13 protein-coding genes are annotated in these 13,939 nt (G+C 72.5%); 6 read left to right on the top strand and 7 right to left on the bottom strand.

From position 1 onward, the window contains the following. Positions 1 to 16 precede the first annotated feature (16 nt). Together ACQY0Z_RS05325 and ACQY0Z_RS05320 are read right to left on the bottom strand one after the other, a co-directional pair. The gene (locus ACQY0Z_RS05325; RefSeq protein WP_189897449.1) at positions 17 to 1,711 is read right to left on the bottom strand and encodes a threonine/serine ThrE exporter family protein; all 1,695 of its coding nucleotides are present in this window, start codon (positions 1,709 to 1,711) and stop codon (positions 17 to 19) included. 131 nt (positions 1,712 to 1,842) lie between these two features. Further along, complete coding sequence (locus ACQY0Z_RS05320) at positions 1,843 to 2,334, bottom strand: inorganic diphosphatase (RefSeq protein ID WP_026244076.1); 492 nt, start codon at positions 2,332 to 2,334, stop codon at positions 1,843 to 1,845. Between the two features lie 79 nt (positions 2,335 to 2,413). Here ACQY0Z_RS05320 and dacB point away from each other — a divergent pair, with 79 nt between their 5' ends. The 6 genes from dacB to folE all read left to right on the top strand — a co-directional run bounded on the left by dacB (position 2,414) and on the right by folE (position 10,409). Beyond that, positions 2,414 to 4,012, top strand: coding sequence for a D-alanyl-D-alanine carboxypeptidase/D-alanyl-D-alanine endopeptidase (dacB, locus tag ACQY0Z_RS05315; protein ID WP_254587442.1), 1,599 nt, complete (start codon positions 2,414 to 2,416; stop codon positions 4,010 to 4,012). A 425-nt stretch (positions 4,013 to 4,437) separates the two neighbouring features. Continuing rightward, complete coding sequence (locus ACQY0Z_RS05310) at positions 4,438 to 5,580, top strand: zinc-dependent metalloprotease (protein ID WP_189897446.1); 1,143 nt, start codon at positions 4,438 to 4,440, stop codon at positions 5,578 to 5,580. A gap of 195 nt (positions 5,581 to 5,775) precedes the next feature. After that, positions 5,776 to 6,804: a tRNA lysidine(34) synthetase TilS gene (gene tilS / locus ACQY0Z_RS05305; protein ID WP_254587440.1), complete on the top strand. Its 1,029-nt coding sequence runs from the start codon at positions 5,776 to 5,778 to the stop codon at positions 6,802 to 6,804. A gap of 66 nt (positions 6,805 to 6,870) precedes the next feature. Beyond that, entirely contained in the window at positions 6,871 to 7,431 is a 561-nt protein-coding gene (gene hpt, locus ACQY0Z_RS05300; protein WP_189897747.1) for a hypoxanthine phosphoribosyltransferase, read from the top strand. A 189-nt stretch (positions 7,432 to 7,620) separates the two neighbouring features. Then, positions 7,621 to 9,663 (top strand): ATP-dependent zinc metalloprotease FtsH, encoded by a 2,043-nt coding sequence (ftsH, locus tag ACQY0Z_RS05295; RefSeq protein ID WP_189897444.1) that lies wholly within the window; start codon positions 7,621 to 7,623, stop codon positions 9,661 to 9,663. A gap of 140 nt (positions 9,664 to 9,803) precedes the next feature. After that, positions 9,804 to 10,409 (top strand): GTP cyclohydrolase I FolE, encoded by a 606-nt coding sequence (gene folE, locus ACQY0Z_RS05290; RefSeq protein ID WP_254587439.1) that lies wholly within the window; start codon positions 9,804 to 9,806, stop codon positions 10,407 to 10,409. 130 nt (positions 10,410 to 10,539) lie between these two features. Here the strand turns inward: folE and ACQY0Z_RS05285 are convergent, their stop codons facing one another. From ACQY0Z_RS05285 to folP, 5 genes are all read right to left on the bottom strand, one after another. Further along, the gene (locus ACQY0Z_RS05285; protein ID WP_254587438.1) at positions 10,540 to 11,031 is read right to left on the bottom strand and encodes a DUF3180 domain-containing protein; all 492 of its coding nucleotides are present in this window, start codon (positions 11,029 to 11,031) and stop codon (positions 10,540 to 10,542) included. A gap of 62 nt (positions 11,032 to 11,093) precedes the next feature. Continuing rightward, positions 11,094 to 11,705, bottom strand: a complete 612-nt coding sequence (gene folK, locus ACQY0Z_RS05280; RefSeq protein ID WP_254587437.1) for a 2-amino-4-hydroxy-6-hydroxymethyldihydropteridine diphosphokinase — start codon at positions 11,703 to 11,705, stop codon at positions 11,094 to 11,096. Next, positions 11,702 to 12,061, bottom strand: a complete 360-nt coding sequence (gene folB, locus ACQY0Z_RS05275) for a dihydroneopterin aldolase (protein ID WP_240801063.1) — start codon at positions 12,059 to 12,061, stop codon at positions 11,702 to 11,704. The genes folK and folB overlap by 4 nt, the downstream gene beginning before the upstream one ends. A gap of 228 nt (positions 12,062 to 12,289) precedes the next feature. Continuing rightward, positions 12,290 to 12,799 (bottom strand): nuclear transport factor 2 family protein, encoded by a 510-nt coding sequence (locus ACQY0Z_RS05270; RefSeq protein WP_189897438.1) that lies wholly within the window; start codon positions 12,797 to 12,799, stop codon positions 12,290 to 12,292. Continuing rightward, positions 12,796 to 13,701 (bottom strand): dihydropteroate synthase, encoded by a 906-nt coding sequence (folP, locus tag ACQY0Z_RS05265; protein WP_189897436.1) that lies wholly within the window; start codon positions 13,699 to 13,701, stop codon positions 12,796 to 12,798. The genes ACQY0Z_RS05270 and folP overlap by 4 nt, the downstream gene beginning before the upstream one ends. Positions 13,702 to 13,939: the final 238 nt, after the last annotated feature.

Below are 13,939 nucleotides of genomic sequence, written 5' to 3'. Positions count from 1 at the left end.
GCGGGCGGAGCGCGGGTCAGAAACCTCGCGTCCGCTTCGCCGCCCGTCGCTTCTCCTCGGAGCCGATCCGCAGGAACAGCCGGGAGATCTCCGAACCGAGGTTCACCCCGATCGCGATGGCCATCGCCAGCGCCACCGCCTTGGTGAGCGACGTCAGACCCGAGTCGACCTCGTTCTGCGCGATGCCCAGCAGACCGAAGTACGTGGCCGAACCGGGCAGCAGCGGGCCGATCGCGGCCGTGGTGTACGGCAGCGCGGACGCGAACTGGTAGCGGGCCAGCAGCTGTCCGAACAGGCCGACCAGACCGGCCGCCACCGCCGTGGACGCCACCGGCGAGATGTCGCCCGTGTAGTGCATCGCCCCGTACACCACCCAGGCGACGCCGCCGTTCAGCGTCACCATCAGCACGGTGGACCGTTCCTGCTGGAGCAGCACGGCGAAGGCCAGCGACAGTCCGAGGGACGCGGCGATCTGGAGCACGGGCTGCGGGTCCGACCCGCCTAGCGCCGCGTCCGGCACCAGGTTGGCGCCCAGCTGCACGCCGAAGTACAGCACCGTCAGCACGCCGATCACGATGGCGACGAAGAAGTACAGCACCTCCAGCAGACGCGCCGACGCCGTGATGTAGAAGCCGGTCAGACCGTCCTGCACGCCTGCCACCAGCGCCCGTCCGGGCAGCAGCGCGAACAGCCCGCCGGTGATCACCGCGGACGCCCTCACGTCCGCGTGCGCCAGCGTCAGCGCCACCCCGATCGCGGCGGGCGGCGTCGCGGCCACCGTGAACTGGTAGAACTCCGGCAGCCCGCGCCCGGCGCACAGCCAGGCCAGCCGGTCGCCGAGCATGGCGCCGAGCGCCGCCGCGACGAACACCAGCAGACCACCGCCGACCAGCACCGAGGCGGAGCCCGCGAGCAGCCCGCTCGCGGCCGTCAGCGCCCAGCCCGGGTAGGGGTGCCGGTTACGGCGGATCTCCGCCAGCCGCCGGTACGCCTCCTCCAGCGTCACCTGGGTCTCGTCGTCGCTGAGGTCGTCCACCAGCTGGTAGACGGCCGCCAGCCGGGTGTAGTCGGGGCTGCGGCGGCGCACCGTGCGGGAGGCCGTCACCGGGTCGTCGACCAGGGACGGCTGGTAGGAGACCGAGAGCAGGGTGAAGGTGACGGTGGGCTCGCAGCGGTCCAGGCCGTAGGAGCGGCACACGGCGAACATCGCCGCCTCCACGTCCTCGGCGCCCTCGCCGCCGGCCAGCAGCAGCTCCCCGATACGCAGGCTCAGGTCGAGCACGCGCGGCACCGCAGGGCCGGACTCGTCGTGCCGCTGCACCGGCTCCGGGGCGGGCCGCTCGGTCACCGGCATGCGCAGCATCGTGCGCATCCGGTCCTGCCAGGGCACGTCCTTGGTCAGCCGGACCAGCGGGACACCGGTCGGCGGGGTGAACGCGGTCTGCCGGGCGCTGTAGGTCTTCGGTGTGCTGAACGCCGAGCCCTCCGGCTCGTGCTGCGGGGCCGGGGCGACGTCCAGACCGTCCGGAAGGGCGAATTCCGAGGTGGTCTCGGACTCCGGTACCGGCTTGGGCGCGGCCAGCCCGTCGGGCAGGGCGAACTCGGACGTGGTCGACGACTCGCTGTCGGCCGGCGCCGCGAGACCGGAAGGGGGTACGAAGGCGCTCCTCGCCTCGTCCGACTGCGGCTTGCGGTCCTCCGCGTCCGTCACGTGCCTTTCTCTCCCTGCTGACGACACCGTCCTTCAGTGTGCCCTCTGTCGCGTCGGTATGCGCACACAGCGCGACGACGGGCCGCACGCGCTGGCGTGCGGCCCGTCGTCACGACGCGTGGCGCGGGGGCTCAGTGGCCGCCCTGCTCCTTGAAGCGCTTGTAGGACTGCTCGATCTCGGCCTCGGCCTCGACCCGGCCCACCCAGTTGGCTCCCTCGACCGACTTGCCCGGCTCCAGGTCCTTGTAGACCTCGAAGAAGTGCTGGATCTCCAGACGGTCGAACTCCGACACGTGGTGGATGTCCCGCAGGTGCTCCACACGCGGGTCCGTCGACGGGACGCACAGCAGCTTGTCGTCGCCGCCGGCCTCGTCGGTCATGCGGAACATGCCGACGGCGCGGCAGCGGATGAGGCAGCCCGGGAACGTCGGCTCGTCCAGGATGACCAGCGCGTCCAGCGGGTCGCCGTCCTCGCCGAGGGTGTTCTCGACGAAGCCGTAGTCGGTCGGGTAGGCGGTCGAGGTGAAGAGCCGACGGTCCAGGCGGATCCGACCCGTCTCGTGGTCCACCTCGTACTTGTTCCGCGAACCCTTCGGGATCTCGATCGTGACGTCGAACTCCACCGGACGCTCCTCCATGATCAGCACATCGTTCTGGTGGTTAAGTGTCCCTCACGCAGGTGTGTGATCGCGAAAGGGGCTGGTGGTCGTGCCAGAGCTGAGGCCTTGGCGGGCCGCGGGACCGCACGTCGTGCGGATCGCGGACGCCGTACGACCGCGTCTGGCGAGGGTCGCCGCGGCCACCGGGCCGTGGTTCACCAGGGGGCGCCGGCCGGGATCGCCGCAGGCCCCACGGGTCGCGCGGCCCGGAACCGGGTGGTACACCGCGACCGCCGCCACCGCCGGTCTGGCGCTGGCCGCGGGAGTGGCGACCGCCGCCGGCCCCTGGGACTCCACGGGTCAGCGTACGGCCGAGCGGCACCGGGCCGTGGCCCTGGAAGCCTCGCGTGGCACAGATCACGACGGCTCCCGGGCACGCGCCGGCACCCCGCCGCGCGGACCGCGGGAGGCGCCGCCCGCCCCGTCCGTGCTCACCGGACTGGGCGGCACCGCCACCGCCGCGCGGTCCGCGCCCGCCGGGAAGGCGCTCGCCTCCGTCCTCGACCCGCTGCTGAAGGACCCGGCGCTCGGCCGCCGCTCGGCCGCCGTGGTCGACGCCGCGACCGGGCGGCGCCTGTACGGCGCGGACTCCTCGAACGCGCTCACCCCCGCCTCCACCACGAAGATCGCGACCGCGGTCGCCGCGCTGTCCGCGCTGGGGCCCGACCACCGGCTCACCACCCGTACGGTCTACGAGCCCGACACCAAGGAGGTCGTGCTGGTCGGCGGCGGCGACCCCACGCTCACCGCCCGCAAGAAGGCCAAGGGCTCCGCGAGCCTGCGCGACCTGGCCGCGCGCACCGCGGCCGCCCTCGCCAAGCGGGGCGTGCGGAAGGTGACGCTGTCGTACGACACGACCCTCTACAAGGGCGGTACGACCCACCCGATCGGGGTCAACGCGAACCTCGCCGCCGTCACGCCCCTCATGGCCGACGAGGGCCGCACCGACGACTCCTCCAGCGGACCCGTCACGCGCGTCCCCGACCCCGCGGCGGACGCCGCCCGGAAGTTCGGCGACCTGCTGAAGGAGCACGGGATCACGGCGACGCCGCCCGGCCCGTCGAAGTCGTCCACGCGCGCGAGCACGTTGGCGACGGTCTCCTCGCCGCCGCTCTCCTCGCTCGTCGAGCGCATGCTGACCAACAGCGACAACGACCTCGCCGAGGCGCTCGCCCGGCACACCGCGGTGGCCACCGGCAAGCCCGCGGACTTCGCGGGAGCGGGTGCGGCGGTCACGGCGCGCCTGAAGCAGCTGAAACTGCCCGTGAAGGGCGTCGTGATCAAGGACGGCAGCGGGCTGGACCGGGGCGGCCGGCTCACGGCCGACCTGCTGACCGCCCTGCTGGTCAAGGCGGGCGACCCCGCCCACCCGGAACTCCGCTCCGCCCTGACGGGCCTCCCCGTCGCCGGCTTCACCGGCACCCTGTCCAGCCGCTACGCGGACGGAGCGGCGGGCGTGGTCCGCGCCAAGACCGGCACCCTGACGGGCGTCAACACCCTCGCCGGCACGGTCGTCGACCGCGACGGCCGCCTGCTGGCCTTCGCGTTCCTCGCGAACGACACGGTGGGCACGGAGGCGGCCCAGAGGGCCCTGGACAAGGCCGCGACAGCTTTGGCGACGTGCGGGTGCCGGACGCCGTAGGGCGCCTTCCGGGACGCGGGTGGGGCGGCGCCTTCTCGGGCGCGGGCGGCGCCTTCCGAGGGACGGAGACGAGGACGCCTCTGCGGAGCCGTGGGCCGCATGACTTGGGGCCGCGGGCAAGGAGGTACGCCCCGTCGGGCGGGAGCGGCGCCTTCCGGGGGGCCGTGGGCGAGGACGCCTGTCAGGGGCGCGGGGAACTGCGCGAACGGGGGTCCGGGGGCGGAGCCCCGAGGACGGGAGGGCAGGACGCCGCACGTCCAGGCGCCCCAAGCACCAGCGCGCCCCGGAGGCGAGGGCGGCTCCCCGCCCACTTCGGGGGCTTCGGCCCCGGACCCCGCGCGGTTCCCCGCGCCCCTACGGGGCGTTGCCCAGCCGCGGGCTGTATCGATCTGCCCGTTTCCCCACCCCTCACGTACCGTTGACACATGACGAGCATCGGTGGTGCTGCCTCATCCGGCATGGTCGACTGGAACCTCGCGGTCGCGACCGCGACCAGGCTCATGCGGCCGGGCCCAGACGTCAGCCGGGACGAGGCCCGCGCCGTCGTCGCGGAGCTCCGCCGCCACGCGCGCGCCGCGGAGGAGCACGTCCGCGGCTTCACGAACCTCGGCACGCCCGAGACCCATGACACGCCCCTCCTCGTGGTGGACCGCCCCGGCTGGGTGAAGGCCAACGTCGCCGGCTTCCGCGAACTGCTCAAGCCCCTGCTCGACAAGATGCAGGAGCGGCGCGGCACGAGCCCCGGCAACGTGGTGATGGGCGCCGTCGGCGGCAAGGTCACCGGCGTGGAACTGGGCATGCTGCTGTCGTTCCTGGCGTCCCGCGTCCTCGGCCAGTACGAGACGTTCGCCCCCGCGACCCGGGACCTCCCGGCCGGCGCGAACGGCGGCGGACGGCTGCTCCTCGTCGCCCCCAACATCGTCCACGTCGAGCGCGAACTCGACGTGGAGCCCCACGACTTCCGGCTGTGGGTGACGCTCCACGAGGAGACGCACCGCACCCAGTTCACGGCCGTGCCCTGGCTGCGGGACCACCTCGAGGGCGAGATCCAGGCGTTCCTCGCCGAGACCGACGTCGACCCGATGACCGTGCTGGAACGGGTCCGCGAGGCCGCGCAGTCGCTGGTCGGCGGGCGTCCCGAGGGCGAGGAGGGCGAGGAGGGCGACGAGGGCCGCTCCCTCGTGGAGATCGTGCAGACCCCCGCCCAGCGGGAGATCCTCGGCCGGCTCACCGCCGTGATGTCGCTGCTGGAGGGCCACGCCGACTACGTGATGGACGGCGTCGGCCCCGAGGTCGTGCCGAGCGTCGCCGAGATCCGCGAGAAGTTCCAGCAGCGCCGCGCCAAGGGCGCCTCCCGCCTGGACATGGCGCTGCGCAAGCTGCTCGGCCTGGACGCCAAGCTCCGCCAGTACCGCGACGGCGAGCGCTTCGTCCGCGCGGTCGTCGACGAGGTCGGCATGGAGGGCTTCAACCGGGTGTGGACGTCGCCGAACACCCTCCCCACCAAGGCGGAGATCGGCAAACCGGCGGACTGGATCACACGGGTGCACCGCAAACCGGAGGCATAGGTACCGCGCCCCCGTCGCGCGGGGCGTCCCGGCGGCGGCAGACGGACGCCCCGCCAATCACCCGTCCGAGGGACCGTGGGCCCCCGGCAGGCGTGCAATGCTCGGGGAACGGCCCGGTTCTGTCACCATCTACACACTCTGCGTGACCGACCCCCGGGCTCACCCCCCCCGGACATCATCAGAAGGGAACCGGACATGGGTCCCCATCCTGCGGTCGCGGCGATACGCCTGGCGGTCCGCCGCGTCCTGAACGACCTCCTCGCCGAACACGGCCGGACGCCCGGCCGCCTCACGCCCGACGAGCGGTCCTCCTCCCCGCTCGTGCTCGCGGCCTGCTCCGGCGGCGCCGACTCCATGGCGCTCGCCTCCGCCCTCGCCTTCGAAGCCCCCCGCGCCGGACTGCGCGCCGGCGGCGTCACCGTCGACCACGGCCTCCAGGCGGGCTCCGACCTCCGCGCCGCCGAGGTCGCCTCCCGGCTGCGCGAACTCGGCCTGGAACCCGTCGAGTCGGTCGCCGTCACCGTCGGCCGCGCCGGAGGCCCCGAGGCCGCCGCCCGGGACGCCCGCTACGCCGCCCTCGACGCCGCCGCCGAGCGCCACCGCGCCGCCGCCGTCCTGCTCGGCCACACCCGCGACGACCAGGCCGAGACGGTGCTGCTCGGCCTCGCCCGCGGCTCCGGCATCCGTTCCCTCTCCGGCATGGCCGCGGTCTCGGGGGCCGACGGCCGTTACCGGCGCCCCTTCCTCCAGCTCGACCGCCAGACCGCCCGCAAGGCCTGCCTGGTCCAGTCCCTGCCCGTCTGGGACGACCCGCACAACACCGACCCCGCCTACACCCGCTCCCGGCTGCGCCACGAGGGCCTGCCCGCTCTGGAGAAGGCCCTCGGCAAGGGCGTCGTCGAGGCCCTCGCCCGTACGGCCCAGCTCTCCCGTGACGACGCCGACGCCCTCGACGCCTGGGCCGGGAGGGCCGCGGCCGGCGTCCGCGACGCAGACGGCCGCCTGGAGTGCGACGCGCTGCACGACCTGCCGCCCGCCGTGCGCCGCCGCGTGCTGCGCCGGGCCGCCATCGAGGCCGGCGCACCGGCCGGTTCCCTGTTCGCCCGCCACATCGAGGAGGTCGACCGGCTGGTCACCGGCTGGCGCGGTCAGGGGGCCATCAATCTCCCCGGCCGGGTCGTCGCCCGCCGGCAGGGTGGCAGACTGGTGATTCGGCAGGGCTGAATCCGGACCCCACCGACCGAAAAGTCGCGGGGCGGACCGGACCGGCCGGTGGGACGACCGAAAGTGATGCGGGTGGACGCGAACGACATGGGTGCCGACCTCGAGAAGGTGCTCATCACCAAGGAAGACATCGACGCCAAGCTGACGGAGCTGGCGGCGAAGATCGACGCGGAGTACGCGGGCAAGGACCTGCTGATCGTCGGCGTGCTCAAGGGCGCGGTGATGGTGATGGCCGACCTCGCCCGGGCGCTGTCCACCCCCGTCACGATGGACTGGATGGCCGTGTCCTCGTACGGGGCGGGCACGCAGTCCTCGGGTGTGGTGCGGATCCTCAAGGACCTCGACACCGACATCAAGGGCCGCCACGTCCTGATCGTCGAGGACATCATCGACTCCGGCCTGACGCTGTCCTGGCTGATCTCCAACCTCGGCTCGCGCGAGCCCGCCTCCCTCAAGGTGTGCACGCTGCTGCGCAAGCCCGAGGCCGCCAAGGTCGCCATCGACGTCGAATGGGTCGGCTTCGACATCCCCAACGAGTTCGTCGTGGGCTACGGCCTGGACTACGCCGAGAAGTACCGCAACCTGCCGTTCGTCGGGACGCTCGCGCCCCACGTCTACGGCGGGTGAACGTACGGCGGCCCCGGCCGCCGTACGTGATCGGGAACCCCGGCGGGCTCCTCGGCGTTGGAGCATGCGTGGACGCCATTGCCGGCCGTCCCTCGCAGCGTCGGGGGCCCGTGCTGGGGTACCGTCCGAAGAACAGCCTTTATCAAACTCACTATGGCAGGAGGGACGGGGCGGCACCGCTCCGTATGGATGGACGTGAAGCGATACTTCCGTGGGCCGGTCATGTGGATCGTGCTGGCCGTCCTTGCCGTGGTCGTGTTGATGCAGGTCGTCGGCTCGTCCGGCGGCTACAAGACGGTGGACACGGGCCAGGTCGTCCAGGCGATCAACGAGAACAAGGTCGAGTCGGCCAAGCTGACCACCGGCGACGAGCAGACCGTGAAGGTGCAGCTCAAGGACGGCCAGAAGGTCGAGGGCAGCTCGAAGATCCAGGCGAGCTACATCGGCGACCAGGGCGTCACCATCGCCAGCACGCTGCAGGACAAGTTCCAGAACAAGCAGATCCCTGACGGCTACACGGTCTCGCCGTCGAAGCAGAACCCCTTCGTGAGCATTCTGCTGTCCCTGCTTCCCTTCGTCCTCATCGTGGTCGTCTTCCTGTTCCTGATGAACCAGATGCAGGGCGGCGGCTCCCGTGTCATGAACTTCGGGAAGTCCAAGGCGAAGCTCATCACCAAGGACACCCCGAAGACGACGTTCGCCGACGTCGCGGGCTCCGACGAGGCCGTCGAGGAGCTCCACGAGATCAAGGAGTTCCTGCAGGAGCCGGCGAAGTTCCAGGCCGTGGGCGCCAAGATCCCCAAGGGCGTGCTGCTCTACGGCCCGCCCGGCACCGGCAAGACCCTGCTCGCGCGTGCCGTCGCGGGCGAGGCGGGCGTCCCGTTCTACTCGATCTCGGGTTCCGACTTCGTCGAGATGTTCGTCGGTGTCGGCGCCTCCCGTGTCCGTGACCTGTTCGAGCAGGCCAAGGCGAACGCCCCGGCGATCGTCTTCGTCGACGAGATCGACGCGGTCGGCCGCCACCGCGGCGCCGGCCTCGGCGGCGGTCACGACGAGCGCGAGCAGACGCTGAACCAGCTGCTGGTCGAGATGGACGGCTTCGACGTCAAGGGCGGCGTGATCCTCATCGCCGCGACGAACCGCCCGGACATCCTCGACCCGGCGCTGCTGCGTCCCGGCCGCTTCGACCGCCAGATCGCGGTGGACCGCCCGGACATGCAGGGCCGCCTCGAGATCCTCAAGGTGCACCAGAAGGGCAAGCCGGTCGCCCCGGACGTCGACCTCGGCGCCGTGGCCCGCCGCACGCCCGGCATGACGGGCGCCGACCTGGCCAACGTGCTGAACGAGGCCGCGCTGCTCACCGCGCGCAGTGACCAGAAGCTGATCGACAACAAGATGCTCGACGAGGCGATCGACCGTGTCGTCGCGGGCCCGCAGAAGCGGACCCGGATCATGTCCGACAAGGAGAAGAAGATCACCGCGTACCACGAGGGCGGACACGCCCTGGTCGCGGCGGCCTCACCGAACTCCGACCCGGTCCACAAGATCACCATCCTGTCGAGAGGCCGCGCCCTCGGCTACACCATGGTCCTGCCGGACGAGGACAGGTACTCCACCACGCGCAACGAGATGCTGGACCAGCTGGCGTACATGCTGGGCGGCCGCGCGGCGGAGGAGCTCGTCTTCCACGACCCGACCACCGGTGCCGCCAACGACATCGAGAAGGCCACGGGACTGGCCCGCGCGATGGTCACGCAGTACGGCATGACCGAGCGGCTCGGCGCCATCAAGTTCGGCGGCGACAACACCGAGCCCTTCCTCGGCCGTGAGATGGCTCACCAGCGCGACTACTCGGAAGAGGTCGCCGCGCTGGTCGACGAGGAGGTCAAGAAGCTCATCGAGAACGCGCACAACGAGGCGTGGGAGATCCTCGTCGAGAACCGCGACGTCCTCGACAACCTGGTCCTGGCCCTCCTGGAGAAGGAGACGCTGGGCAAGGAGGAGATCGCCGAGATCTTCGCACCGATCGTGAAGCGCCCGCCCAGGCCCGCCTGGACCGGCTCCTCGCGCCGTACGCCGTCCACCCGCCCGCCGGTGCTCTCCCCCAAGGAGCTCGCGCTGACGAACGGGGCGAACGGCGCCACGCCGGCCATCTCCACCACGAAGACCGCCACGACGGACCACCCCGCCCCGCAGCCGGAGCGGACCCCGGAGGAGCGCCCCGAGAGCTGACATGAGGCTCCCGGAGCCCCACCGGGCCCGGAATGGATGCCGCGTCCCCCTGGTTCTAGCCTGGGGGACGCGGCATTTCGCGTAACCCGCAGTTCGAGACGCGTGTGCGGCACGCGTGCAGGCACAGGAACGAGGCACCCATGACCGACCCCGTGACGCTGGACGGCATAGCCCCCATCGGTGAGTTCGATGAGAAGCGGGCCCAGAACGCCGTGCGCGAGCTGCTGATCGCGGTGGGCGAGGACCCGGACCGTGAGGGCCTGCAGGAGACTCCGGCGCGCGTGGCCCGTGCCTACCGGGAGATCTTCGCGGGGCTGTGGCAGAAGCCCGAGGACGTGCTGACGACGACGTTCGACCTCGGCCACGACGAGATGGTGCTGGTCAAGGACATCGAGGTGTACTCGACATGTGAGCACCACCTGGTGCCGTTCCGGGGCGTGGCGCACGTCGGGTACATCCCGTCGACCAGCGGGAAGATCACCGGCCTGTCCAAGCTGGCCCGCCTGGTGGACGTCTACGCCCGGCGCCCGCAGGTGCAGGAACGACTCACCACGCAGATCGCCGACTCCCTGATGGACATCCTGGAGCCGCGCGGGGTCATCGTGGTCGTGGAGTGCGAGCACATGTGCATGTCGATGCGGGGCATCCGCAAGCCCGGCGCCAAGACGATCACCTCGGCCGTGCGAGGACAGCTGCGGGACGCGGCGACCCGCAACGAGGCGATGAGCCTGATCATGGCGCGCTGAGTCCGGAGCACGGACGAAGAATCCACAGCGCGGACGAAGAATCCAGAGCACGGACGAAGAATCCAGAGCACGGACGAAGAAGGGGCACGGTCCGGACGGACCGTGCCCCTTCGCGTACTCCGTGCGGCCTCTAGCTCGCCGGGGCCGTGCCCGGGTGGTCGTCGTCGTCCTCGTCCTCCGGGAGCTTGCAGACGTGCTCCAGGAACTTGGCGGCCGCTATCACGGCGATGCCCGCGACCACGGAGAAGCCGGCGTAGATGGCCTGGTCGCGGCGGGCGGGGATGTCGAGGGAGCCGAGCAGCACGACGAACGTCCCGCCGTAGAGGCCGGCGACGAGGGCCGCCACCAGCGCGCTGGCCTGTCCGAAGACCACCGCGCGGGCCGCCTGGAGCGGGTCGACGCCCTTGGCGTCCGGCCGGCGGTCGCGCTGGGCCTTCAGACGGTTGCGCAGGGAGAGCGCGGTGGCCGCGAGGACCGTGGCGATCAGGGCGAGGACGATGGGCGCGGCCACGGGCACGCTCGGGAGGGTCCCCAGCGAGTTCCACAGGCGGGCGCCGGCCCAGGACAGGACTCCGGCGACGACGAAGACGCCGGCCAGCACCCTGATGCGCAGCTCTTTCACGGTGTCCCTTCGCGTTCCCCCGGCCGGTGGCCCCGGGCTGTGGCCGTCCTCGACCTTAACGGCTATTCGGGCAGCCGGAGTTCCAGGTCGGCGCGCGGCGTGACGCCGTCCCGGCTGACCGCGTCCAGCAGCTCCGCCACCGGACCGCGTCCGGGGAGCTCGGCGGCGGGGTCGACGTCCAGCCAGGGGGCGAGGACGAAGGCGCGCTCGTGGGCGCGCGGGTGCGGCAGGGTGAGCTGCGGGTCGTCGGAGCAGAGGTCGGCGTAGGCGACGATGTCGACGTCCAGGGTGCGCGGGCCCCACCGCTCGTCCCGTACGCGGTCGAAGGCCTCCTCGACGGCGTGGGCGCGCTCCAGCAGGGAGGACGGCGGCAGGGTGGTCTTCAGCACGAGGACCGCGTTGAAGTAGGACGGCTGGCTGCCGGGCTCGACGCCCCACGGCTCCGTCTCGTACACGGGGGAGACCGCCTTGACCCGGATGCCCGGGGTGTCCTCCAGGGCGTCCACGGCCCCCTGGAGGGTCTCCAGGCGGTTGCCCAGGTTGGCGCCGAGGGACACCACGGCCCGCTTCGGGTTCTGGAGGGTGGTGTCGGCGGCGTCCACCTGCTCGACCACGGAGGCGGGGACGGGCTGGACGGTCGGGTCGGTGTGGCCCGTGGTGGACGGCCTGGTCATGCGCGGCTCCGGGTGATGGTGACGGTCACGTCGTCGAAGGGCACGGTGATCGGCGCGTCCGGCTTGTGGACGCGCACCTCGACCTCCTGTACGACGTCGTGCTTCAGGCAGACCTGGGCGATGCGCTCGGCGAGGGTCTCGATGAGGTTGACGGGCTCGCCCTCGACGACGGCCACCACCTCCTCCGCCACGATGCCGTAGTGCACGGTCTTCGTCAGGTCGTCGTCGGCGGCGGCCGGGCGGGTGTCCAGGCCCAGGACGAGGTCCACGAGAAAGGTCTGGCCCTCCTCGCGCTCCTTCGGGAACACACCGTGGTGCCCGCGGGCCTTGAGGCCGCTCAGCGCGACACGATCCACGCGAATCACTCCTGCTGTCGTCGGTCCGGCCGGTCGGTGCCCCGTGCGGACGGCACACCGGCCCGCCCTCGAATCTACCCGCGGCGGGTGCGGGCCCCGGCGCTCCGGGCGGGTGGCGGCCGGGCGGGGTCCCGCGGCCTCCCTGTCCGTCTGCCCAGCGGGGACGCGGTGTTCACGGGCCGGAGGGGGGCGGCCGTGACGGGCGGGGTGAGTTCCGCCACGTGCGGATCAGGGCGGGGTCGGGGTGTCGTCGTCCTCGTCGTCGTCCTCCTCGGCGAGGACCGGGGAGGCGTGGTGGGACCAGAGCTTCCAGCCGGACGGGGTGCGCCGGTACACGTTGGTGGCGACGACGAGCTGCCCGACCAGCGGCCCCAGCTCCTCGCCCTCCTCGGGGGCGGGCCCGCCGCTGAGGATGTTCTCCGTGCAGGTCACCACGGCGGTGTCCCCGGTGACGGAGACGTGCACGTCGGTGAGGAAGAACTGGATGTAGTCGGTGTTCGCCATGATCAGCGCGTACGAGCGGAGCACCTCGCCGCGCCCGGTCAGCACCGGCCAGCCGGGGTGCACGCAGGAGACGACGCCCGCGTCGGCGGGGTCGTGGTACTCCTCGTCGACGCCCAGGTCGGCAGGTGTGAGCCAGGCCGACGCGACCTCCTCGAAGTCGCCCCGCTCCAGTGCCTCGTAGAAGGCGGTGTTGGCGGCCTCGACCTGCTCGACGTCGGTGTGGGGTGCGGTCACCGGGCTCCTTCCGCACCGTGCTCGGGGGATGTGGGGTCGTCGTGGCGGGCGCCCTGTATCGCGCGGACCACCCGTACGGCGTCGGCGCTGGCCCGGACCTCGTGCACGCGCACCGCCCAGGCGCCCGCCTCGGCGGACAGGGCGGAGACGGCGGCGGTGGCCGCGTCGCGCTCGCGGGCGGGCGGGGGCGGGGCGTCGGGGCCCGCCAGCACCCGGCCGAGGAACCGCTTGCGGGACGCGGCGACGAGCAGGGGGTGGCCGAGGCCCAGCAGGCGGTCGAGGCGGGCGAGCAGCGCGAGGTCGTGCCCGGCGTCCTTGGAGAAGCCGAGGCCGGGGTCGACGATCACGCGGTCGGCGGCGATGCCGCCCTCCAGGACGGCCTCCACGCGCGCGTGGAGCTCGTCGGCGACCTCGGTGACCACGTCGTCGTACACACCCCGGACGTTGCCGCCCTCCAGGTAGCCGCGCCAGTGCATGACGACGAACGGGGCGCCCGCGTCGGCGACGACACGGATCATGGCGGGGTCGGCGAGGCCGCCGCTGACGTCGTTGACCAGGGCGGCCCCGGCCGCGAGCGACTGCTCGGCGACGGAGGCGCGCATGGTGTCGACGGAGACGGTGACGCCCTCCGCCGCGAGGCCACGGACCACCGGGATGACGCGCCGGAGCTCCTCGGCCTCGTCGACGCGGGTGGCGCCGGGGCGGGTGGACTCACCGCCCACGTCCACCAGGTCGGCGCCCTGCGCGACCAGGTCCAGGCCGTGCTTGACGGCCGTGGTGGTGTCGAACCAGCGTCCGCCGTCGGAGAAGGAGTCGGGGGTGACGTTCACGACTCCCATGACCGCGCACCGGTCCCAGTGGGGGAGGCCCGCGACCTGACGGCGTCCGCTTCGAGTGCTCATACGTTCAGCGTAGGCCCAGGGAGGGTGCGTGGTGCCGCACGGGCCCGGCGCGCGGGAAACGCCGCGGGCGGACATTGGCGGAGCCCTTTCGGGGCGCATTGCCGTGAGGGGACGCGCGGAAGATCGGGGGGAGCCGGAAAAGGGCGGAAACGGGGTCGCGGCGGGGCGGGGAGAAGCCGCTCGGAAGGGGCGGGACGGAAGGGCGCCGGCGGGGGTATTCGGAGGTCGGAACGGGCCC

The sequence above is a fragment of the Streptomyces sp. P9-2 genome (assembly GCF_051903975.1).
GTDB classification, from domain to species: domain Bacteria; phylum Actinomycetota; class Actinomycetes; order Streptomycetales; family Streptomycetaceae; genus Streptomyces; species Streptomyces cellulosae.
The sequence above is the reverse complement of the archived record's forward strand: the minus strand, read 5'-3'. Positions and strand labels throughout refer to the sequence as shown.